At 67.5% G+C, this 19875-nt stretch carries 16 protein-coding genes; 9 read left to right on the top strand and 7 right to left on the bottom strand.

Translation table 11 applies throughout. The features are described 5' to 3' along the window. Positions 1 to 160: 160 nt before the first annotated feature. From AB5S17_RS02490 to AB5S17_RS02470, 5 genes are all read right to left on the bottom strand, one after another. Positions 161 to 1330: a Gfo/Idh/MocA family protein gene (locus AB5S17_RS02490; protein ID WP_369235765.1), complete on the bottom strand. Its 1170-nt coding sequence runs from the start codon at positions 1328 to 1330 to the stop codon at positions 161 to 163. A gap of 11 nt (positions 1331 to 1341) precedes the next feature. Continuing rightward, on the bottom strand, positions 1342 to 2397 hold the full coding sequence (locus AB5S17_RS02485; protein ID WP_369235763.1) for a sugar phosphate isomerase/epimerase family protein: 1056 nt from the start codon (positions 2395 to 2397) through the stop codon (positions 1342 to 1344). A 142-nt stretch (positions 2398 to 2539) separates the two neighbouring features. After that, positions 2540 to 3181: a ThuA domain-containing protein gene (locus AB5S17_RS02480; RefSeq protein WP_369235761.1), complete on the bottom strand. Its 642-nt coding sequence runs from the start codon at positions 3179 to 3181 to the stop codon at positions 2540 to 2542. 34 nt (positions 3182 to 3215) lie between these two features. After that, on the bottom strand, positions 3216 to 4313 hold the full coding sequence (locus tag AB5S17_RS02475) for a Gfo/Idh/MocA family protein (RefSeq protein WP_369235759.1): 1098 nt from the start codon (positions 4311 to 4313) through the stop codon (positions 3216 to 3218). A 46-nt stretch (positions 4314 to 4359) separates the two neighbouring features. After that, on the bottom strand, positions 4360 to 5565 hold the full coding sequence (locus AB5S17_RS02470; protein ID WP_369235757.1) for an ROK family protein: 1206 nt from the start codon (positions 5563 to 5565) through the stop codon (positions 4360 to 4362). Positions 5566 to 5743: 178 nt separating this feature from the next. Here AB5S17_RS02470 and AB5S17_RS02465 point away from each other — a divergent pair, with 178 nt between their 5' ends. From AB5S17_RS02465 to AB5S17_RS02450, 4 genes are all read left to right on the top strand, one after another. Beyond that, positions 5744 to 7039, top strand: coding sequence for an extracellular solute-binding protein (locus tag AB5S17_RS02465; RefSeq protein WP_369235755.1), 1296 nt, complete (start codon positions 5744 to 5746; stop codon positions 7037 to 7039). A gap of 64 nt (positions 7040 to 7103) precedes the next feature. Continuing rightward, a complete protein-coding gene (locus AB5S17_RS02460; protein ID WP_369235753.1) occupies positions 7104 to 8063 on the top strand; it encodes a carbohydrate ABC transporter permease in 960 nt (319 codons plus the stop codon). After that, positions 8056 to 8940 carry a carbohydrate ABC transporter permease gene (locus tag AB5S17_RS02455; RefSeq protein WP_369235751.1) on the top strand — a complete coding sequence of 295 codons (885 nt, stop codon included), beginning with the start codon at positions 8056 to 8058 and terminating at the stop codon, positions 8938 to 8940. The genes AB5S17_RS02460 and AB5S17_RS02455 overlap by 8 nt, the downstream gene beginning before the upstream one ends. A gap of 57 nt (positions 8941 to 8997) precedes the next feature. Further along, positions 8998 to 10077 carry an ABC transporter ATP-binding protein gene (locus AB5S17_RS02450; protein WP_369235749.1) on the top strand — a complete coding sequence of 360 codons (1080 nt, stop codon included), beginning with the start codon at positions 8998 to 9000 and terminating at the stop codon, positions 10075 to 10077. 234 nt (positions 10078 to 10311) lie between these two features. On the opposite strand, the gene AB5S17_RS02445 is transcribed toward AB5S17_RS02450, so the two are convergent. Then, positions 10312 to 11304 (bottom strand): sugar-binding protein, encoded by a 993-nt coding sequence (locus tag AB5S17_RS02445; RefSeq protein ID WP_369235747.1) that lies wholly within the window; start codon positions 11302 to 11304, stop codon positions 10312 to 10314. Between the two features lie 650 nt (positions 11305 to 11954). Here AB5S17_RS02445 and AB5S17_RS02440 point away from each other — a divergent pair. From AB5S17_RS02440 to AB5S17_RS02420, 5 genes are all read left to right on the top strand, one after another. Then, the gene (locus tag AB5S17_RS02440; protein WP_369235745.1) at positions 11955 to 12695 is read left to right on the top strand and encodes an ATP-binding cassette domain-containing protein; all 741 of its coding nucleotides are present in this window, start codon (positions 11955 to 11957) and stop codon (positions 12693 to 12695) included. 53 nt (positions 12696 to 12748) lie between these two features. Beyond that, the gene (locus AB5S17_RS02435) at positions 12749 to 13744 is read left to right on the top strand and encodes an ABC transporter permease (protein WP_369235743.1); all 996 of its coding nucleotides are present in this window, start codon (positions 12749 to 12751) and stop codon (positions 13742 to 13744) included. Positions 13745 to 13897: 153 nt separating this feature from the next. Next, the gene (locus AB5S17_RS02430; RefSeq protein WP_369235741.1) at positions 13898 to 14791 is read left to right on the top strand and encodes an NAD-dependent epimerase/dehydratase family protein; all 894 of its coding nucleotides are present in this window, start codon (positions 13898 to 13900) and stop codon (positions 14789 to 14791) included. Between the two features lie 212 nt (positions 14792 to 15003). Then, the gene (locus AB5S17_RS02425; RefSeq protein WP_369235739.1) at positions 15004 to 16809 is read left to right on the top strand and encodes a thiamine pyrophosphate-requiring protein; all 1806 of its coding nucleotides are present in this window, start codon (positions 15004 to 15006) and stop codon (positions 16807 to 16809) included. A gap of 131 nt (positions 16810 to 16940) precedes the next feature. After that, entirely contained in the window at positions 16941 to 17879 is a 939-nt protein-coding gene (locus tag AB5S17_RS02420) for an acetamidase/formamidase family protein (protein ID WP_369235737.1), read from the top strand. 3 nt (positions 17880 to 17882) lie between these two features. On the opposite strand, the gene AB5S17_RS02415 is transcribed toward AB5S17_RS02420, so the two are convergent. Further along, complete coding sequence (locus AB5S17_RS02415; RefSeq protein WP_369235735.1) at positions 17883 to 19871, bottom strand: putative bifunctional diguanylate cyclase/phosphodiesterase; 1989 nt, start codon at positions 19869 to 19871, stop codon at positions 17883 to 17885. Between the last annotated feature and the right edge of the window lie 4 nt (positions 19872 to 19875).

Below are 19875 nucleotides of genomic sequence, written 5' to 3'. Positions count from 1 at the left end.
GTGCGACTGCCTGATACGCGGTCGCGGCAATCCGCCGACGCCCCGGCCGGCGCCCCTGGACTCTCGGGACGGAGCCCGAGAACGACGAAGCTTCGAGGATCGCGGCTCTTCCTGTAGGCCGTTTGCCGGCGGGTTCGGCCGCCGGCAAAACTTCGCGGGATCACAGCGCGACCCAAGCGCCGTCCTCCTTCGACGATTTCACGCAGGCCTCGATGAAAGCGAGGCCGTCGATGCCGTCCTCGATCGTCGGCAGCGCCAGACCCTCCGGCGGCGCCCGGCCCTCCTCTGCCGCTCGGATCAGCTCGGCGGCCTCGGCGTAGATCGTCGCGAAGCCTTCGAGATAGCCCTCGGGATGACCGGCCGGGATGCGGCTGACGGCGGTGGCGGCAGGACCGGCGCCGGCGCCGTTGCGGGTGAGCAGCCGCTTGGCCTGCCCGAGCGGCGTGTACCAGAGCTTGTTCGGCTCCTCCTGGCACCATTCGAGCCCACCCTTCTCGCCGAAGACACGCAGCGTCAGGCCGTTCTCGTTGCCGACGGCCACCTGGCTCGCCCAGAGCATCCCCTTGGCGCCGCCGGCAAAGCGCAGCAGCATGGAAGCGTTGTCGTCGAGCTTGCGGCCGGGTGCGAAGGTCGAGAGGTCCGCCGAGAGCTTCTCCACCTTGAGGCCGATGACGAAGCAGGCGAGGTTGTGGGCGTGCGTGCCGATGTCGCCGATCGCCCCGCCCGCGCCGGCCTTTTCCGGATCGACGCGCCAGCCGGCCTGCTTGGAGCCGGTGTCCTCGGCCCGCTCCGCCAGCCAGTCCTGCGCATATTCAGCCACGACCACGCGGATCTTGCCGAGATCGCCGGCCGCCACCATTGCCCGCGCCTGCCGGATCATCGGATAGCCGGTATAGTTATGGGTGAGGATGAAGGCCTTGCCGGAACGCCTTGCAATCTCGGCCAGATCCCGCGCCTCGGCCAGCGTCGTCGTCATCGGCTTGTCGCAGATGACGTGGAAGCCGGCCTCGAGGAAGGTCTTCGCCACGGGGAAGTGCATGTGGTTCGGCGTGACGATCGCCACCGCCTGGATGCCGTCTTTCCTCGCCTTCTCCTTCTCGGCCATCTCCCCGTAGGAGCCATAGCTGCGCTGCGGGTCGAGCCCGATCGCGGCCGCCGAGCGCTTCGCCTTCTCCGGCGTCGACGAGAGCGCGCCGGCGACGAATTCGTAGCGGTCGTCCAAGCGCGCGGCCATCCGGTGCACGGCGCCGATGAAGGCGCCCTCGCCGCCGCCGACCATGCCAAGGCGGATGCGGCCGGAATGGGTGTCGTCGCGTCCTTCGATAGCCATCGATCCCTCCCTCAGCCAATTCCCAGCATGCGCTTGTTCGCCGCCTCGTCGGTTCCGCCGGAAGCGAAATCGTCGAAGGCCTTCTCGGTCACGGTGATGATGTGCGCGGCAATGAACGGCGCGCCCTCGGCGGCGCCCTGCTCGGCGTCCTTGATGGCGCACTCCCATTCGAGCACGGCCCAGGAATCGTAGTCGTATTCGGCGAGCTTCGAGAAGATCGCGGCGAAGTCGACCTGCCCGTCCCCCAGGGACCGGAAGCGGCCGGCGCGCTTCAGCCAGGGCTGATACCCGGAGTAGACGCCCTGGCGGCCGGTCGGGTTGAACTCGGCGTCCTTGACGTGGAAGGCGCAGATCCGCTCGTGGTAGATGTCGATGAACTCGACATAGTCGAGCTGCTGCAGCACGAAGTGCGACGGGTCGTAGTTGATCTGGCAGCGCGGATGATTGCCGCAGGCTTCGAGGAACATCTCGAAGGTCGCGCCGTCGAAGACGTCCTCGCCGGGATGGATCTCGTAGCCGACGTCGCAGCCGGCCTCGTCGAAGGCGTTAAGGATCGGCACCCAGCGCTTCGCCAGTTCCTCAAAGGCGGTGTCGATCAACCCGGCCGGCCGCTGCGGCCAGGGATAGAGGAACGGCCAGGCGAGCGCGCCCGGGAAGGTGACGTGGCTCGAGAAGCCGAAATTGGCGGAGGCCTTCGCCGCCATCTTCAGCTGCTCGACCGCCCATGCCTGGCGCGCCTTCGGATTGCCGCGCACTTCCGGCGCCGCAAAGCCGTCGAAGGCCTCGTCGAAGGCCGGATGCACCGCGACGAGCTGGCCCTGCAGATGCGTCGACAGGTCGGTGATCTCGACGCCGGCCTCGCGGCAGATGCCCGTGACCTCGTCGCAATAGGTCTTCGATTCGGCGGCCTTCTTCAGGTCGAACAGCCGCGCGTCCCATGTCGGGATCTGCACGCCCTTGTAGCCGTGGCCGGCCGCCCATTCGGCGATCGATTTCAGGTCGTTGAACGGCGCGGCATCGCCCGCGAACTGGGCGAGGAAGATCCCCGGCCCCTTCATCGTCTTCATGTCATCCTCCCGGTCCGGCGCCCGTCTCCTCCCGGCCGCCGGTCGATCCGCTCGCACGGACCGACCTTGCCGGGAGATTGGCACAGGCGCTCATTGAATTGAAGCGGTGCGCCGACCGCTTTTCGGTTGCGTCCGCGACCGTTCAGGCCGCGGCCCAGAGCAGTCCGCGGCGCAGGATCTCCTTCATCTGCGGCACCTCGAATTCCGAGACGACGTGGCCGAGCGAGGAATAGAAGACGCGGCCCTTGCCGTAGCGCTTCTTCCAGACGACCGGCATCGTAACGCCGTCGATCCATTCGGCATGGTCGCCGTTGAAGGTCGTCGTGGCCAGCACCTCGATCGACGGGTCGACATGCATGAAGTACTGCTCGGAGTGGTAGGCGAAGCCGTCGATCCCCTGCATGATCGGATCCTCCGGCTTGGTCACGTCGACGCGGTAGTCGATGATGTTGCCGGGATGGGCGACCCACTGGCCGCCGACCATGAACTGGTATTCCGGCTGGTCGCGGAAGCTGTCGGCCATGCCGCCGTGATAGCCGCCGAGGCCAACGCCGCCCTTGACCGCCGCAAGGAGGTTCGAGACCTCCTCCTTCTCGATCTTCGACATGGTGACGATCGGAACGATCAGGCTGAGATCCTTGATCGAGGGGTCGGCGAAGGCCTCGGTGGTGTTCTCCGTGAAGACCTTGAAGCCTTCCGCCTCCAGCATCTGGCCGACGATCTCGGCGCCTTCCTTGGGCTCGTGGCCGCTCCAGCCGCCCCAGACGATGAGCGCTTCCTTCATGACGATATCCTCCCGGATGGTATTGAGACGAGGGTCAGGCGAGCCGGTCGAGGCCGGCGCTCTCGGCGAGCGGCTGCGGACGCTCCGGCCGTGTGGTGATGTCGATCGTCCGGCGGCTCTCGGCGGCCTTGCCGACCGCCTCCATGACTTCGAGGACGTGCAGGGCGAGGTCACCGCTCGCCCGGTGCGGGCGGTCCTGGCGAATTGCCGCCGCCATGTCGGCGAGACCGAGCGAGCGGTAATTGCCGTCGGCATAGGGCCGCGTCACAGGGACGTCGGTCCATTCGCCGCCCTTCTTCAGGAACTTCACCTCGCCGCCGAAATGGTTGGGGTCCGGCACGATCAGGCTGCCCTCGGTGCCGTAGATCTCCAGCGGCAGGTGCTTGTGGGCCGCGACGTCGAAGCTCATGGTGATCGAGGCGACGGCGCCGGAGTGGAACTCCAGCATGCCGACGACATGCGTCGGCACCTCGACGTCGATCGTCTGACCCTTCTTCGGCTCGCTGGTGATGGTGCGGGTCGCACGCGGCTGCGGCGCCATGCCGGCGACGCGGGCGACGGGCCCGAGAAGGTTGACGAGATCGGTGATGTAGTACGGCCCCATGTCGAGCATCGGGCCGCCGCCGCGCTGGTAGTAGAAGTCGGGGTTCGGATGCCAGCGCTCGTGGCCGGGGCACATGAAGAACGCCGTGCCCCCGACTGGCTGTCCCAGATTTCCCTGATCGACGAACTCGCGCGCCGCCTGGTGCGCGCCGCCGAGGAAGGTGTCGGGCGCCGAGCCGAGGCGCAGGCCGCGTTTCCTTGCCTCTTCGACCAGCCGCGTGGCGTCTGCGAAGTCGATGCCGAGCGGCTTTTCAGAATAGGCGTGCTTGCCGGCCCTCAGGATGTCGAGCCCGACCTCCACATGCGCGCCGGGGATGGTCAGGTTGAGGACGATCTCGATCGCCGGGTCGGCGAGGAGATCCGCGACGGAGACGGCGGGAATACCGAACTCCTCGGCGCGCCTCCCGGCGGCCGCCGGGTCACGGTCGGCGAGCGCCCGGATGTCGAGGACGGGAAAGGACTTGGCGGCCTTCAGATAGGCCGCGCTGATATTGCCGCAGCCGATGATGCCGATGCCGACGGGTTGCATGGACTTCCTCCCAGATTGATCGCGGCGCGCTCCTCCCGAGGCGCCGTCAGCCGGTCTGCACCGGCCCGGTGGTGTTCCAGGGCGAGCCGTAGAGCTCGCGAAGCGCGATCGCGGCCGCCCCTTGCGCCCAGAGCGCGTCGGAAAAGGGCTCGACGACGATCTCGGTGACTTCGGCCAAGGGTTCGGCCACCGCCTCCTCGAAGCCGCAGCCGATCGCCTTGACGAACGGGTCGCCGAGCGAGAGCAGCGAGCCGACGAGGACGATCTTCGGCGGCGCGAACAGCGAGACGATGTTGGCGACGGAGATGCCGACGAAGCGCCCCGCCCGCTCGACGAGATCGCGCACAGCCCCGTCGCCCTTGCCGAGATGGTCGACGGCGTGGCGCAGGCCCCGCCCGACGTAAGCCGCGTCGGCGATCGCCGGATCGGCTTCGAGGCCGGTGACGATCGCCTGTTCGGAGGCGAGGTCGACGAGGCGCAGGAGCTTGCCCGCCGGCGTCGTTCCGATCACCATGCGGCCGATATCGAGGCTGAGGCCGCGCGCGCCGCGGAAGAGCTCGCCGCCATGCAGGACGCCGAGGCCGATCGCCTGTTCCAGCGAAACGACGACGAAGTCCGCAAGGTCCCGGCAGTTGCCGAACCATTGCTGGGCGAGCGTCGCGGCGTTGACGTCGCTCTCGACGATGACGTGGACGCCGAGCCGGCGCGCGACCTCGTCGCCGAAGGCGATGTCCCGGGTGCTGAAGATCGGGCTGATCCGCACCATGCCGGTGCCGTATTCGACGATGCCGGGCATGGTCGTGCAGACGCTGTCGATCGCCTTCATCGTCAGCCCTGCATCGACGACGGCGCGGCGGATCACGTCCTCGACGATGTCGGCGACGACGGAGACCGGCTGGCGCTTCACCCGCAGGGGCAGTTCCAGGCTCGACAGGATGTCGCCGCGGAAATCGGTGACGGCGACGGTGATCTGATGCAGACCGATCTTCACCCCGACGACGCGCGCGGCCTGCGGGTTCAGCTGCAGCATGACCCGCGGCCGTCCGCGGGTCGGTTCGTGGATGCCGCCGACGGGCCGCGTCTCGATGATGCCGTCCTCGATCATCGAGCCGGTGATCGCAGAAACGGTGGTCGAGGAGAGTTCGCCGCGGCTGCAGATTTCGACGCGGGAGATCGGTCCGTGGCGGCGGATGATGTTGAGGATATGGAAGCGGTTGATCTCCCGCATCAGTTCCGGATCGCCCGTTTTCATATCCGCTCGCACGCCATTTAATTCCGAGCCCGGAAATAAGCGCGCCGGAAAACCGCCTGTCAATGCGCGATTTTCCGGCTCCCGCCAAAATTTTACCCGCAGTGCTTGACAGTCCCCCGGGAAAGGCATCGTATTAAATCCGCCAAGCGCGAAAAATCGCCGGCAATGGGAGGAACCGATGTCTCAAGCTTTCCGAGCGCGCCTGGCGCGCGGCGCAGCCGTCTGCTGTTTCCTGCTCGCGGCGCCCTTCGCCGCAGCCACGGCGCAGGCCGAAACCACCGTCCGCCTGATGCATGTCGAGGCGAATCCGAACTATGTCGACATCTGGCGCAAGCTCGCCGACGCCTATGAGAAATCCCATCCGGACGTGAAGATCGACCTCGAATTCCTCGAGAACGAGGCGTTCAAGGCGAAGCTTCCGACGCTCCTGCAGTCGAGCGACGCGCCCGACCTCTTCTACTCCTGGACCGGCGGCGTGCTGAAGGCGCAGTACAAGGCCGGCGCCGTGCAGGACCTCACCGAAAAGATGCAGGCGAACGACGGCGCCTGGGAGAAGACCTACATCCCCGCCGCGATGCGCGGCGTCACGATCGACGGCCGCGTCCTCTGCGTGCCGCTGAAGATGAGCCTGATCGGCTTCTTCTACGACAAGCCGATGTTCGAGAAGGCCGGCGTCGACGCCACCAAGATCAAGACCTGGGCGGATTTCCTCGACGCGGTGAAGAAGCTCAAGGCGGCCGGCATCACGCCGATCGCCGGCGGCGGCGGCGACAAGTGGCCGCTGCACTTCTACTGGTCCTATCTCGCGCTGCGGCTCGGCGGCGAGCAGGCCTTCGCCGACGCCAAGGCCGGCAAGGACGGCGGCTTCACCGCCAAGCCCTTCGTCGAGGCGTTCCAGAAGCTGGCCGAGCTCGGCAAGCTGGAACCTTTCCAGCCCGGCTATCTCGGCACCCGCTGGCAGGACACGCTCGCCCTCTTCGGCGACAAGCGCGCAGCCATGCTCCTCACCTTCGACGACAGCGCCAACCGGCAGGCGGCCGCGGCCGCCGACGGCAAGGGCATTTCCCGAGAGGATCTCGGCACCTTCGCCTTTCCCGTGGTCGAGGGCGGCGCCGGCGACCCGTCCGATACCTTCGGCGGCGTGAACTGCTGGGCGGTCTCGCGCGGCGCTTCACCGCAGGCGATCGACTTCGTGAAGTATTTCACCAGCGCGGATGCCGAGAAGACGATGGCCGAGGCGGGCATGCTGATCCCGGCGGCCAAGGGCGCCGAATCCGGCCTGAAGGATCCGATCGAGCAGAACTTCTCCAAGGCGCTCTCGAAGTCGCACTTCCACCAGCTGTTCCTCGACCAGGATCTCGGCCCCTCGGTCGGCCGCGTCGTCAACGACGTCACCGTCGAAGTCGTCTCCGGCGAGATGAAGCCGGAGGAAGCGGCGCAGCAGATCCAGGACGCCTTCGAGCTCGACCAGTAGCCGGAATCGCTCCGGCCGCGGCGCGGCTTGCCGCGGCCGGAGCGGACCTAACGGAGAACCACCGATGGCGAACGCCACAGGCCTGGTCTCGGAGAAGAGCCCGCTTGCCGAGCCCACGCGCCGGCGGACCCGGGCACGCGGCCACAGCACGCGCGAGCGCAATATCGGGCGCACCTGGCCGGTGCTCGTCCTGTTCCTGCCGCCGGCGATTCTGCTCTTCACCATCTTCGTCATCCTGCCGATCGGCGAGGCCGGCTGGTATTCGGTGTTCGACTGGAGCGGCTACGGGAGGCCGCAGGACTATGTGGGCCTCCGCAACTTCGAGATCCTGTTCCGGAGCAGCGCCTTTCGCACGGCGCTGACCAACAACGGCCTGATCATCCTCGTCTCGATCGTGCTGCAGCTGCCGCTGGCGCTGTGGCTGGCGACGCTGGTCTCGAACCGCATTCCCGGCGCGACGGCCTTCCGGCTGATCTTCTTCCTGCCCTATGTCCTCGCCGACGTCGCGGCCGGCCTGATCTGGCGCTTCATCTATGACGGCGACTACGGCCTCGTCGCCTCGATCGCCAGCCTCCTCAACGTCGCGACGCCTTACGTCCTCGCCGACCGGCACATCGCCATCTATGCCGTGCTCGCGGTCGTCGTCTGGAAGTATTTCGGCTTTCACATGATGCTGTTCATCGCCGGGCTGCAGTCGATCGACAAGTCGCTCTACGAGGCGGCCGATCTCGACGGCGCGACGCCCTGGCAGAGGTTCACCAACGTCACGCTGCCGCTGCTCGCCCCGACCATCCGCCTGTCGGTGTTCTTCGCGGTGATCGGCTCGCTGCAGCTCTTCGACATGATCATGCCGCTGACCCGCGGCGGGCCGTCCAACGCGACACAGACCATGGTCACCTTCCTCTACACCTACGGCATCACCCGCATGAAGGTCGGCTTCGGCAGCGCCATCGGCGTCGTGCTGTTCCTGATCTGCGTCGTCCTCGCCTTCGGCTACAGACGGATCTTCATGAAGAATGACTGACCTCGCCGCCACCGCACCCGCCGCCGACCCGAGCTATGCCGAGAGCCGCCGGCGCCCGAGCTTCGTCGCCGCGCTCTACATCTACGGCAGCCTGTTCGTCGTCGCCGCGATCGTCCTCGTTCCGCTTCTGACCACCGCGCTCGGCGGCTTCAAGACGCTCGGCGATCTGCGGGTCAATCCGTTCGGCCTGCCGAGCGAGTGGCAGTGGTCGAACTACACCGACATCCTCTTCAGCGTCCGCTACTGGCAGATGCTGATGAACTCCTTCATCATCGCCGGGCTCACCACGCTCCTGACGCTGGCGGTGGCGGCGATGGCGGCGTTCTCCCTCGCCCATGTGCGCTTCTTCGGCGCCGGCTTCCTGATGAACTATTTCCTGCTCGGGCTGATGTTCCCGATCGCGACGGCGATCCTGCCGCTGTTCATCCGCATCCGCGACCTCGGCCTGCTCGACAGCTATCTCGGCGTCGTTCTGCCGCAGGTCGCCTTCGGCCTCGGCATGGCGATCCTGTTGTTCCGCAATTTTTTCCGGAACGTGCCGAAAGAGCTGTTCGACGCCGCGCTGGTCGACGGCTCCGGCTACATCCGCTTCTTCTGGTACATCACCCTGCCCTTGTCGCGACCGATCCTCGCCACGGTCGCCATCGTCGCCTTCGTCAATTCCTGGAACAACTACATCATGCCGCTGATCATGCTGAACAGCCAGGCGAAATACCCCTGGCCGCTCGGCATCATGGTCTATCAGGGCGAATACTCGACCGACTGGCAGCTGGTGCTCGCCTTCATCACCCTGACCATCCTGCCGACCATCATCGTCTTCTTCGCCGCCCAGAAGCACATCGTCGCGGGACTGACCGCCGGCGCGGTGAAGGGCTGAGCCAGGACGGCCGGCCTTCGGGCCGGGACATCGCTTCGAGACAAGGAACCGCACGCCATGGCGACGATCGCGCTGGACGAGGTCCGCAAGAGCTTCGGGCACCACAAGGTGCTGCACGGCGTATCGATCGACATCGAGGACGGCGAGTTCGTCATCCTGGTCGGCCCCTCCGGCTGCGGCAAGTCGACGCTTCTCAGGATGATCGCCGGGCTGGAGGAGATCACCGGCGGCGACATCAGGATCGGCGAGCGGGTGGTGAACGACCTCGCGCCGAAGGACCGCGACATCGCCATGGTGTTCCAGAACTATGCACTCTACCCGCATATGACGGTCGCCGAGAACATGGCCTTCTCGCTGAAGCTCGCCGGCGCGTCGAAGGCGGAGAAGCAGAAGGCGGTGGCGCGGGCGGCCGAGATCCTCGACCTGACGCCGCTCCTGGACCGCCTGCCGAAGGAGCTTTCGGGCGGCCAGCGCCAGCGCGTCGCCATGGGCCGGGCGATCGTGCGCGATCCCAAGGTGTTCCTGTTCGACGAGCCGCTCTCCAATCTCGACGCCAAGCTGCGCGTCCAGATGCGCGGCGAGATCAAGTCGCTGCACCAGCGGCTGAAGACCACCATGGTCTACGTCACCCACGACCAGATCGAGGCGATGACCATGGCCGACCGGATCGTCGTGATGAACGGCGGCCGGGTCGAGCAGATTGGCCGGCCGCTGGACCTCTACGAGAAGCCCGCCAACCTCTTCGTCGCCGGCTTCATCGGCTCGCCCTCGATGAACCTGATCGCCGGCGAGATCGCGTCAGGCGATGGCGTACCGCTCTTCCGCTCGGCGGACGGCCTGTCGCTGCCCCTGCCGGCCCGGGTCGCGGCCGCGCCGGGGCGCGCCGTCGTCTACGGCGTCAGGCCGGAGCATGTGGAGCCGGCCGCGCCGGCCGGCCCGTCCGACGCGGTCGGTGAGATCGCCCTCGTCGAGCCGACCGGCGCCGAGACGCAGGTCCTGATGACCCTCGGCGGCGCGCAGCTGCTCGGTGCCTTCCGCGACTGGGCGATCCACCGGCCGGGCGAGCGGCTGGCGCTGCGCATCCAGCGCGAGCGGGTGCATCTGTTCGACAAGGAGAGCGGCCAGCGGATCGCCTGACGGTCGATCATCGGACGCAGGCGCAGGCGTCCCGGTTCGCCGGCAGGCCGAACGTCGCGATCCCTTGCGCGCGACGCCGCCCAGCTGAAGAGCGTGGCGACCAGAAGACCGCGCAGCGCCGTCTGGCTGGAGGCCCGACTTGTATCGGTTGACGCACGAACGCCCGACTGCGGATTTCCACAGCCGGGCGTCGAAAGGAGATGCGGGCGCCGAAACATGGCGCCCGAACAGCGCTTATTTCTGAATGCAGGTGTCGACCGTGTCCTTGGTGCACTCGTCGAGGCCGGTATAGACCGGGTCCGACACCTTCTTGCCCTTGATCAGGTCGATCATCACCGAGGGCGCCTTGTAGCCCATCTCGAACGGCCGCTGGCCGACCAGAGCCGTCACCAGACCTTCGCCGGCGATCTTCACTTCGTCGCCGATCGTGTCCGCCGCGCCGACCACGAAATCGCCGCTGGCGATGCGCTTGGCGTAGGGCTTCATCAGGTCGCGATAGGCCTGCGGGGCGCCGAACAGCGGCCAGCCGCCCTCGATCGCGAAGGCGTCGAGCTTGGGATTGGCCGCGAGGATGTCGGTCATCGCCTGGACGCCCTTGGCGCCGTCGTCATTGGTGAACACCGGGCAGCCCGAGACCTCGGTCCAGCCGCCCTGGCCGGTCAGCTCGTTCAGGCCCTTCTGGCCGCTCAGCGCATCGCGCGTGCCCTGGGCACGGCGCAGGATGTTGTCGGCGCCGGCATTGCCTTCGATGATGCAGACGGTGCCGCCCTTCGGCTTGGCCTTCTTGATGTACTCGCCGATCTTCTGGCCCATCAGATAGTTGTCGGTGCCGAGATAGGTCTTGCGCAGGGAGGCGTCGTCCTTGGCGAGGTCGGCATCGATGGTCATGATCGGGATCGAGGTGTTGGCGGTCCGGATCGTCTGCGCGATCAGCTTGGCGTTGGACGGCGAGATGGCCATCGCGGCGGTGTCCGGCTTGCCGAGTTCGTCCTGCACGATCTGCGCCTCGCCCGCCTCGTCCGAGGTCGAGGCCGGGCCGGTATAGGTGCACTGGTACTCGGAGTCGGCGTTCTCCTTGTTCCACTTCTCGCAGCCCTGGTGCATGGCCTCGAAATACGGGTTGTCGAGGCCCTTGACCACGATCACCAGCTGCTTCTTGGCGGCGAACGCCTGCCCGGCGCCGAGGGCCAGGACCGCGGCGGCGGCCAGTAGAGTGACTTTGCGCATGTTTCCTCCCAGAAACCGTTGGCCGTCCGGAGCCTTGCGCCGATCGGCGGCAAATGCCCGGCGGCTCATCCTCACCACCCGGAGACGACGTCGCTCCGGGCCCTCACGACCGGCGCCCGCCTTGCGGCGGCGACGGACGTCTTTTCCACGAGCGCCTGTCGCACCCGAGGGTCAGCTTGCATCTCGACCGGATTTCCGGCGCCCTGATCGGATCGACAGCCGGCAATAGGCGCCGCCTCCACAGCGCCCACAAGCAAGTCCTACGAAGACTCCCGCTCATCGACAGACATCGAGCATGAACCGACTTCACAGCCGCGCACCAAGCATCCTCTCTGCTTTTGCCGGCCGTCGTAAAAAAGAAGACGGATTCAGGCGTCTCTGCCTGCGAAAAGTATCTAAGCAAGCCGGGAAACGCCGGTCAATCAATTTTGCTTCGGCGCGGATTAAATTCGCGACACCTCCGCGAACCGGCGCTTGCCCCGTTGACGGCGCAGCCCGGACAGTGCCTCATATCGGCAAGTGCAGTCCGGCGCTGACGCTGCGGCTCGCGGGGACGAAATGGCGGGGAGGCCGTTTCGCGACCCGGGGAGCTGAAAAATGCGGCTGTCGGCCAGACATCGATCGGTCTGCACAGGGAGGAACGACGTCGCGTGGCGATTCTTGAACTGACAAACGTGTCGAAGCACTTCGGCGCCATTCATGCGGTGAACGACGTCTCGTTCTCGCTGAAGGCGGGCGAGGTCGTGGGGCTGATGGGCGACAACGGCGCCGGCAAGTCGACCCTGGTGAAGATGATCGCCGGCAATTTCCGGCCGACCCACGGCTCCCTGCGCATGGAGGGCCGGGAACTCGTGATGCACCGGCCGGTGGATGCGCGGGCTCACGGCATCGAGATCGTGCATCAGGATCTGGCGCTCTGCGACAATCTGACGGCGGCGGCCAATGTCTTTCTCGGCCGCGAGATCCGGCGCGGCATCGGCCCGTTCGGCCTGCTCGACTATGCCACGATGTATCGGCGGGCCGGCGAGATCTTCGCCGAGCTGAAGTCGGAGACGCGCCCGCGCGACCTCGTCAAGAAGATGTCCGGCGGCCAGCGCCAGGCGGTGGCGATCGCCCGCACCCGGCTGTCGGAGGCGAAGATCGTGCTGATGGACGAGCCGACGGCGGCGATCTCCGTGCGCCAGATCGCCGAGGTGCTCGCACTCATCCGGCGCCTGCGCGACCAGGGCATCACCGTCGTCCTGATCAGCCATCGCATGCCCGACGTCTTCACCGTCGCCGACCGCGTCATCGTCATGCGGCGCGGGCGCAAGGTGGCGGACAAGCGGGTCGACGAGAGCTCGCCGGAAGAAGTCACCGGACTGATCACCGGCGCGATCGAACACGCCTGAACGGGACCTCAAAGGGTCCGCGGTCCCGCAACAGCAGCTGAAAAAGGCCCACCATGGCAATCAGTTTGGAGCAGACGATCGACCACAGGCAGCACGGGCGGCTGAGCGCGCTCCTGTCGAGCCAGACCTTCTGGGTGGTCGTCGCCGTCGCCATCGCCTGCATCTACCTGTCCTTCGCGACGAACTCCTTCGCCACGTCGAACAACCTCTACAACATCAGCCGCAACGTCACCTTCACCGCGATCATCGCGCTCGGCATGACGATGGTTATCATCTCGGGCGGCATCGACCTGTCCGTCGGCTCGGTGCTCTGCCTGTGCTCGATGATTCTCGCGGTGACCATGCATGCCGGCTACTCCATCGAAGTCGGCATCGCCGCGGCGATCGGCACGGCGCTCCTCGTCGGGGCGTTCAACGGCATCCTGATCGCCTATCTGGATTTTCCGCCCTTCGTCGTCACGCTCGGCATGCTGTCGCTGGCGCGGAGCCTTGCGATGGTCGCCTCGAACAACACCGTCGTCTTCGAGTTCGGGCCGGACCAGAAGGCGCTGCTTTCGCTTGGCGGCGGCGCCTATTTCGGCATCCCCAATCCGGTCGTCTACATGATCGTGCTGGCGCTGATCACCGCCTTCATCCTGCGCTGGACGCGGTTCGGGCGGCACCTTTATGCCATCGGCGGCAACGAGCGGGCCGCCACCCTCACCGGCGTCCCGGTGCGGCGGATCAAGGTCGCGGTCTACATGGTGTCGGCGCTGACCGCGGGAATTGCCGGCGTCATCGAGACGGGCTGGCTGGGCGCGGTGACGACCAATATCGGCACCGGCCTGGAACTGCAGGTCATCGCCGCCGCGGTCATCGGCGGCGCCAACCTTGCCGGCGGCGTCGGCACGGCGCTCGGCGCGCTCGTCGGCGCCGCCCTCATCGAGGTGATCCGCAACAGCCTCGGCCTGCTCGGCATCAACGCCTTCTGGCAGGGCGCCTTCATCGGCGGCGCGATCATCATGGCCGTCCTGTTCGACCGCCTGCGCAATCTGCGCCTGCGCGAATAGCCGCGGATCGCCGCCCCGCCCCTGCCCGCAGACCCGATCTGCCCCACATCGGCGAGGCGGCCGGCATTTTGCCGCCATCATCGTTCCAATGCGGCGCGCAGGCCGGCGACACGCCGTGCCTGCGAGCCGCACGACCATCAAGGGAGAGATCATTTGAGCAAGCGCATCGTCTTCACCGGCGGCACCGGCAAGGCCGGCCGCCACGTCGTGCCCTACCTCCTCGACAAGGGCCACACCGTTCTCAACGTCGATCTCGTCCCGTTCGACCATCCCGGCGTCAACACGCTCATCACCGACATCACCGACAGCGGTCAGGTGTTCAACGCGCTGTCGCAGCATTTCGGCATGGACGAGTTCGAGACCGGCAAGGGCCCCGCGCCGATCGACGCTGTCGTGCACTTCGCCGCGATCCCGCGCGTCCTGATCAAGCCGGACAACGAGACCTTCCGGGTCAACACGATCGGCACCTACAACGTCATCGAAGCGGCGATGAAGCTCGGCATCCGCAAGGTCGTCATCGCCTCCTCGGAGACGACCTACGGCGTCTGCTTCGCTGAGGGCGACAAGGACTTCCACCGCTTCCCGCTGGAGGAGGACTACGACATCGACCCGATGGACAGCTATGGCCTTTCGAAGGTGGTGAACGAGAAGACCGCCCGCGCCTTCGCCATGCGCTACGACGCCGACATCTATGCCTTCCGGATCGGCAACGTCATCGAGCCGCACGAATACGACATGTTCAAGGACTTCCTCGCGAAGCCGATGTCGCGCAAGCGCAATGCCTGGAGCTACATCGACGCCCGCGACCTTGGCCAGATGGTGGATCTCGCGCTTGCCAAGGACGGGCTCGGCTTCGAGGTCTTCAACGCCACCAACGACACCATCACCGCCACCATGCCGACGGCCGACTTCCTGGCGAAGTACTGCCCGCAGATTCCGGTCACCCGCGAACTCGGCGAATACGAGGCGCCGCTCTCGAACCGCAAGATCCGCGAGGTCCTCGGGTTCAAGGAAGAGCACAACTGGCGGAAATACGTGAACGTCTGACGAGGTGTCGGGCCGCGGCGGCGGAGGGCGTGATGTTCTCGCCGTCGCCGCGCCCGGAGCTTCTATCGTCGAGCGTCTAGGGCTTCGGGCCGACAGGCTGTCGCCGCCGCAAATACGCTCGGCCGCAGGGTCCGGCACGGCGCAGTGATTGACAGGGTCGCAGCCCCGTCAATACTCGAGACAGACCGAAACGACAGGCAGCAGCGGGGCGCATGGACACCGGGTGCACATCGACCGATCGGAGCCCCGCTGCCGGCGCAGCGGCGACAAAGACAGGCAGGCAGCCGGACGGCTCGGCCGCTTCCTCCGCGCCGGACCATCGTCCCGCGCTGACGGCCGGCGGCGCGCTGCTCGCCCGGCTGAAGAGCGTCGGCGTCGACTATATCTTCGCCAATTCCGGCACGGATTTCCCGCCGATCATCGAGGGGCTCGCCGAAGCCCAGGCGAAGGGCGTCGCCCTGCCGAAGGCGCTGGTGATGCCGCACGAGGGGGCCGCCATGGGCATGGCGCACGGCTACTTTCTCGCGACCGGCAAGGCACAGGCTGTCATGGCGCACACCAATGTCGGCCTCGCCAACTGCGCCATCGGCGCGATCAACGCCGCGACCGAAAAGGTGCCCGTCCTCCTCTTTTCCGGCCGCACCCCGACTTTGGAGAAGGGCCGGCTCGGCGCCCGCACGGTGCCAATCGGCTGGGGCCAGGAGATGCGCGACCAGGCGGCCCTCGTGCGCGAAGCGGTGAAGTGGGACTACGAGCTGCGCTTCCCCGAGCAGGCGCCGGAGATCGTCGACCGGGCGCATGCGATCGCGAATTCGACGCCGCGCGGGCCGGTCTATGTCAGCCTGCCGCGCGAGACGCTCTGCCAGCCCTGCCCGTCGGACGGCCTGTCGGAGGCGCCGAGCCTCGCGCCGGCCCGCGCCTTCCCCGATCCGGCTGCGGTCCGGGAGGCGGCGCGAATAATCGCCGAGGCCGAGCGCCCGCTGATCATCGCGCAGCGCGGTGCCGGCTCGGCCGAAGGCTTTGCCGCCCTCGCCCGGCTGGCCGAGGACTGGGCAATCCCGGTCTGCCAGTACTGGGCGATCCAGCTGGCGATCGCCACCGACCACGAGATGGCCGCCGGCGCCGATCCCGCGCCGTTCCTCGCGGAGGCGGACGCGATCCTGGTGATCGACTCGCTCGCGCCCTGGTCGCCGGACATCCACGAACCAAGGCCCGGCTGCAAGGTGATCCAGCTCGGCGAGGATCCGCTCTACGCGCGCTTCCCGGTCCGCCATTTCCGCTCCGACGTCACGCTTTGCTGCGACACGGCGACTGGCATCCTGGCGCTCGCCGAGGCGGTGCGGCCGCTGGCCGAGGCGGCGACGGAGCGCCGCTCAGATCGACGCAATGCGGTCGCGCCGAAGATCGCGCGGCTGCGCGCGGAGACGCTGTCGCGCGCCTCCACCGGCGACGGCACGCCGCCGACCAAGGAGTTCGTGAGCCTCTGCCTGTCGAAGGCCATAGCCGGGCGTTCGGCGCGCGTCCTGTCGGAACTCGGCTGCCCGCTGGGCCCCTTGACCCTGACCGAACCCGGCAGCTGGTATCAGGAGCCGCACTCGGGCGGTCTCGGCTGGTGCTTTCCCGCCGCGCTCGGCATGGCGCTCGCCGACCCCGGCCGGCTGACCGTCGCGACCATGGGCGACGGCTCCTACATCTTCGCCAATCCGGCCGCCTGCCACCAGATCGCCGAGGCGCTGGAGCTGCCGGTGCTCGTCGTCGTCCTCAACAATGCCGAATGGGGCGCAGTGCGTCACTCCGTCCTCGGCATCTATCCCGACGGCTATGCGGCGAAGACCAACGTGATGCCGCTGACCTCGCTCAGCCCGACGCCGGACTTCACCAAGATCGCCGCGGCGAGCCGCGCCTGGACGGCTCTCGTCACGGACGGCGCAGCGCTGGAAGACACGCTGCGGCGCGCCATCGCCCATGTGGAGACCGAACGGCGCCAGGCGCTCGTCGAGGTGCGGGTTCGGGCCTGAAGCCCTTAGCCAGCACCCCTGGCGGCTTTTCATGAGGCTGGGCCCTTCCCGGAATCGTCCCCCCGCCGCAGAATGCTGCGGTGCGCCAGCCGGCTGTCTCCCGGCGCGCCGTTCCAGCAGAAGGACATCTCATGCGTCATCACCTGAAGGCTTCGCCGGCGACCTGCGCCTGGGGCTATTTCGACCCGAAGCGCGAGCCGGTCCTCACCGTGCGAAGCGGCGACACGGTGGTGATCGACACGATCTCCGGCGGCCCCGAGGTCTTGCCCGGCGAGGGGTTCGAGGTTCCGCCGGAACTGCTCGAGATCCACCAGACGCTGAAACAGGAGATGCCCGGGCACCTTCTCACCGGCCCGGTTGCCGTCGAGGGCGCCCAGGCCGGCCAGGTGCTGGAGGTGACGATCGCGGCGGTCGAGTTGCGGCAGGACTGGGGCTACAACGTCATCCGCCCGCTCGCCGGCACGTTGCCCTACGACTTCGAGCGAACGCGCCTGCTCAACATCCCGCTCGACCGGGAACGGGGCGTCGCGCGGCTGCCTTGGGGCCTCGACCTCCAACTCTCGCCCTTCTTCGGCGTCATGGGCGTCGCCCCGCCGCCGCACTGGGGCCGGATCTCCTCGATCATGCCGCGGGCTCATGCCGGCAACATCGACAACAAGGAGCTCGTCGCCGGCACCACGCTGTACCTGCCGATCTTCAACGAGGGGGCGCTGTTCTCCTGCGGCGACGGCCATGGCGCGCAGGGCGACGGCGAGGTCTGCATCACCGCGATCGAGACGGCTCTGAGGGGCACCTTCACCCTGACGGTGCGCGACGATCTCGCCCTCACCTATCCGCAGGCCGAGACGCCGACCCACTACATCACCATGGGCATGGACCCGGATCTCGACCGCTGCGCCGAGATGGCCCTGCGCGACATGCTGGGCCTCCTGCAGGTCAAGGGCGGCCTGTCGCGGGAGGACGCCTATACGCTGTGCAGCCTCGCCGGCGACCTGCGCGTCACGCAGACCGTCAACGGCTGCAAGGGCATCCACATGATGATGGCGAAGCGACTGGTCGCGCGGGGCTGACGCTCAGGCCTTCCGGACGAAGCCGTCGCCGGCCATCTCCTGTCGCCCGCAATCCTCGCCGGGCTCCGTTCCGGCCGGCGCCTTGTGCTCCGCCACGCCTCGGAGCCGCTCCAACGACAGCCGCGTCGCGCAGTCGGCGGCGGGCATTGGCCGGTCGAAGAAATAGCCCTGGCCGTAGTCGCAGCCGGCGCCGCGCACCACGGCGAGGTGATCCTCGGTCTCGATGCCCTCCGCGATGGTCGCCAAGCCGAGCTCGGCGGCGAGATAGCAGATCGCCTGCACGATCGTGGAGCTGTCGTGGTGACGCGGTGCGCCCCGGACGAAGGTCTGGTCGATCTTGATGATGTCGAACGGGAAGCGCGTCAGATAGCTCAGCGAGGCGTAGCCGGTGCCGAAGTCGTCGAGCGCGGTCCGCACGCCGATGGCGCGCAGGGCGTTCAGCGTGTCGAGCACGGAGCGGTCGTTCTGGATCAGCGCCGTCTCGGTGATTTCGAGCGTCAGCCGCTCCGGCTTCAGGCCGTGCGTGGACAGGGCCTGGACGATCGTCGTCACGAGCTGCGGATCGTTGAACTGGCGGGCCGAGAGATTGACCGCGACCTCGATGTCGTCCGGCCATTGCGCGGCGACCATGCAGGCCTTTGCGATCACCCAGCGCCCCATCGGCAGGATCAGCGCCGTCTCCTCGGCGATCGGAATGAAGCGGTCGGGCGGCACCCAGCCGAACGCGTCGTGCCGCCAGCGCAAGAGCGCCTCGAAGCCAACCGTGCGCCTGTCGGCAAGCGAGACCAGCGGCTGGAAGTGCAGTTCCAGCCGATCCTCCGCCAGCGCCGCTTCCAGATCCTCCGACAGCGTCTGGCGTTCCTGCGAGGCTTCCCGGAGACCGGGCTCGTAGAGGCGCACGCTGCCGCGCCCGCTCTCCTTCACCGCATAGAGCGCCAGATCGGCATTGCCGAGGATATCCTCGGGATCGACATCGTCCGGCCGCGCCACCGCGATCCCGATGCTGACGGACACCGGCAGATGCGAATCCAGGATGTCGAACGGAGCCGCCAGAGCCGCGACGATCCGCTCGGCTGCGTCGCGCGCATCCTTCTCGGCGGCCGGCGAGGCAAAGAGCGCGGCGAACTCGTCGCCGCTCAGGCGCGCGAACACGTCCGCCTCTTGCAGGACCGGCGCCAGCCGCTCCGCCACCAGGCGCAGCAGGGTGTCGCCGGCCGCGTGACCCATCGTATCGTTCACCTGCTTGAACAGATCGATGTCGAACATCAGAACGGAGAGCGCGCCCGGCCCGGCGGCGGCATGGACTTCGGCCAGCCGGCGGTTGAACGACAGCCGGTTGGGCAGTTGCGTCAGATCGTCGGTCGCCGCGCGGTGCCGTGCCTTCTGCCGCGCCCGCCGCAGCAGCGCGACCAGCGTGATGCCGCAGGACAGAAGCCCGAGGATGTCGGCGAGGAGCAGCCAGAACACCCGGATGAGTTCGCTCTCGTTCTCCGCGATGCGCGTCGCAGCGGTCGAAGTGGTCAGCGCCGCCAGCCGGGTCGCCTGGGTGTTGAGCGGCTCCAGCGCGTTGAGGACGGCTGCGGCATCGGCCGGAGTCGCGAGGTGCTCGACCCTTGGCGCCACCGATCTGACCACCGCCTGCATCTTCGCCAGCAGGGCGGTCGCCTCCTCGCCGTCCCGCCGCAAGTGGCGCGACGACTGCGTTCCCAGGACCTTCATCCGGTTCTCGATGATGGCGAAGCGCAGGGCGACGTCGTCGTCGGTGATCCCGGTGCCGGGAATGAAGCGTCCGGCAATGGTCGCCTGCAGCCGCCCGAGTTCCGGCGACGTCGTCATCACCTCGTAGACGACGTTGTTCTCCGCCGACCGCGAGATGCTGGTCATGTAGTTGACGCTGGCGAACAACAGCCAGGCCGCGACGAAGCCGAGACCGGCCGTCGCGGTCAGGAGCGGAAGCTCCCACCGGTCTTCGAGGATTCGCGCGCGGGCCATGGAG

The organism is Jiella sp. M17.18 (assembly GCF_041027365.1).
In the GTDB taxonomy this organism is placed as follows: domain Bacteria; phylum Pseudomonadota; class Alphaproteobacteria; order Rhizobiales; family Rhizobiaceae; genus VKMB-3413.
Note: the sequence above shows the minus strand (reverse complement) of the source record. Positions and strands in the feature narration are given on the sequence as shown.

What these genes read in the sequence shown, in the direction of transcription:
- AB5S17_RS02455 (WP_369235751.1), top strand. Translation starts at nt 8,056, where the DNA reads ATGACTGACCTCGCCGCCACCGCACCCGCCGCCGACCCGAGCTATGCC.
- AB5S17_RS02480 (WP_369235761.1), bottom strand. Translation starts at nt 3,181, where the DNA reads ATGAAGGAAGCGCTCATCGTCTGGGGCGGCTGGAGCGGCCACGAGCCC.
- AB5S17_RS02435 (WP_369235743.1), top strand. Translation starts at nt 12,749, where the DNA reads ATGGCAATCAGTTTGGAGCAGACGATCGACCACAGGCAGCACGGGCGG.
- AB5S17_RS02450 (WP_369235749.1), top strand. Translation starts at nt 8,998, where the DNA reads ATGGCGACGATCGCGCTGGACGAGGTCCGCAAGAGCTTCGGGCACCAC.
- AB5S17_RS02485 (WP_369235763.1), bottom strand. Translation starts at nt 2,397, where the DNA reads ATGAAGACGATGAAGGGGCCGGGGATCTTCCTCGCCCAGTTCGCGGGC.
- AB5S17_RS02425 (WP_369235739.1), top strand. Translation starts at nt 15,004, where the DNA reads ATGGACACCGGGTGCACATCGACCGATCGGAGCCCCGCTGCCGGCGCA.
- AB5S17_RS02490 (WP_369235765.1), bottom strand. Translation starts at nt 1,330, where the DNA reads ATGGCTATCGAAGGACGCGACGACACCCATTCCGGCCGCATCCGCCTT.
- AB5S17_RS02470 (WP_369235757.1), bottom strand. Translation starts at nt 5,565, where the DNA reads ATGAAAACGGGCGATCCGGAACTGATGCGGGAGATCAACCGCTTCCAT.
- AB5S17_RS02475 (WP_369235759.1), bottom strand. Translation starts at nt 4,313, where the DNA reads ATGCAACCCGTCGGCATCGGCATCATCGGCTGCGGCAATATCAGCGCG.
- AB5S17_RS02445 (WP_369235747.1), bottom strand. Translation starts at nt 11,304, where the DNA reads ATGCGCAAAGTCACTCTACTGGCCGCCGCCGCGGTCCTGGCCCTCGGC.
- AB5S17_RS02420 (WP_369235737.1), top strand. Translation starts at nt 16,941, where the DNA reads ATGCGTCATCACCTGAAGGCTTCGCCGGCGACCTGCGCCTGGGGCTAT.
- AB5S17_RS02465 (WP_369235755.1), top strand. Translation starts at nt 5,744, where the DNA reads ATGTCTCAAGCTTTCCGAGCGCGCCTGGCGCGCGGCGCAGCCGTCTGC.
- AB5S17_RS02460 (WP_369235753.1), top strand. Translation starts at nt 7,104, where the DNA reads ATGGCGAACGCCACAGGCCTGGTCTCGGAGAAGAGCCCGCTTGCCGAG.
- AB5S17_RS02415 (WP_369235735.1), bottom strand. Translation starts at nt 19,871, where the DNA reads ATGGCCCGCGCGCGAATCCTCGAAGACCGGTGGGAGCTTCCGCTCCTG.